1 protein-coding gene and 1 pseudogene are annotated in these 1,567 nt (G+C 62.6%); one reads left to right on the forward strand and one right to left on the reverse strand.

From position 1 onward, the window contains the following. The first annotated feature begins 75 nt into the window (after positions 1–75). Positions 76–693 carry a cupin domain-containing protein gene (locus EOA86_RS34020; RefSeq protein ID WP_127211994.1) on the forward strand — a complete coding sequence of 206 codons (618 nt, stop codon included), beginning with the start codon at positions 76–78 and terminating at the stop codon, positions 691–693. 140 nt (positions 694–833) lie between these two features. On the opposite strand, the pseudogene EOA86_RS34025 reads toward EOA86_RS34020, so the two are convergent. Next, a pseudogene (locus EOA86_RS34025) lies at positions 834–1,189 on the reverse strand (cupin domain-containing protein). Positions 1,190–1,567: the final 378 nt, after the last annotated feature.

Below are 1,567 nucleotides of genomic sequence, written 5' to 3' on the forward strand. Positions count from 1 at the left end.
ATCTTAGTAGCAGCTAATATTGGGGTAGCAGCTAACATTGGGTCGAGGGGACGACCATGCAAAGGAGGACCGACCATGAAGCCGCATTCTCTCAGCGCCCGCCGTATTGGCGTGCTTCTGTTCTCACTGTGGGCTTTCGGGCTGATGACGTCAGCCTCAATGCCGGCAGACAGCAAATTCGCCGTCAAGCCGGTGGTTGAGAAAAAGCTGAAGGAACTGCCGCCCGGACCATTGTTTTGGCGGCTGGAAAATTTCCCAACGCTGGCGCAGGCCCAGAGCGCTGCCGGCCCGACCTCGCTTGCGGCGGAGGTCGCGGGCAAGGTCTGGCTGTTCACGCTTGGGCCGAAGGATGGCTCGACGCCCGGCGGAGCCAAGGTCGTCGAGATCGGACCCCTTCCGCCGATCAGCGCCAGCGAGTATTTGCTGCGCGTCAACCGCGCCGGCGGAGCGCCCGGTGCCAAGACGCCGATCCATACGCATCCGGGACCGGAGGCCTTCTATGTGCTGGCCGGCAAGCTCGGCCAGAGAACGCCCCACGGCGTAACCTACGCCGAAGCCGGCAAGGCCATGACCGGACACGGGGCCAACACGCCGATGGAAGTGTTCAGCGCCGGCACAACCGATCTCGATGAGCTGGCCATCTTCGTGGTCGACGCCAATCAGCCGTTCTCGTCGCCGGCCAGCCTCGACTGAGACGACATTTCCCGGGGTGGCGCGAATGTTCGGTACGAGCTGAGGCGGCACCCCAGCGTCAGACTTACACCACCAGTTGCCCCCGATTATTCCGAAAACCGGTTCCACTTTTCGCTGACGCGGACCTTCGGGATCATGGTCTACTCCAGCCAGTCGGTGACGAAGCTGCCGTTTTCGTGGATGTCGGTGGTCTCCAGCGGGCCTGGGCCGATATTGGTGAATTTGTGCGGCGTGTTCGGCGGCACGATCAGGATCTGGCCGGCCGACGCCTCGATCTGCCGGTCGCCGACGGTGAACAGCCCGGTGCCAGTGCGAATGAGGAAATCTCGCAATAGGGATGCATGTGCAGCCGCGGGCCGCCGCCGATCTCCTGCAGATAGTTGAAGATCAGGCAGCTTTTGGAGCCGTAGGTGCCGCACTGCAGCTCGCCTTGCCAATGGTCGGGCCAGCGGTCGGGCGCCTTGGCCCATTTGTCGCGGTCGATGACATGCGCCATGAGCCGAGGATAGACCGAGGCCGGGGCTTCTGTCGAGGCAAACGCAGGCGCTGCTTTGCGGTTGATTTACGGTCGTTTTCGGCGTGTTCGACATGTGCCCGTCGCCACGCCGCCCGACGTCGAATTGCGTCCCCGCGACAATCTGCCCTTGTGCCTTCACCCGTCTGGACAAAAACGGGCTTCACGCATAAACCGAAGGCCAATTGCCGGAGGAATTCGCAAGCCTGTTCGCCATGCGCTGTCGGGTTGGCGTGAAAGAGCGGGGAACAAGCCTCGGCCACCGGCACGGAAGAGGCGAAAGGATCAGGCACCCGTGAGCGCAACCGACATCCAGGATCCCAACCGTCGTGATTTTCTCTACGTCGCCACGGGTATGGC

It is taken from the genome of Mesorhizobium sp. M5C.F.Ca.IN.020.32.2.1, from assembly GCF_004023105.1.
GTDB classification, from domain to species: domain Bacteria; phylum Pseudomonadota; class Alphaproteobacteria; order Rhizobiales; family Rhizobiaceae; genus Mesorhizobium; species Mesorhizobium wenxiniae.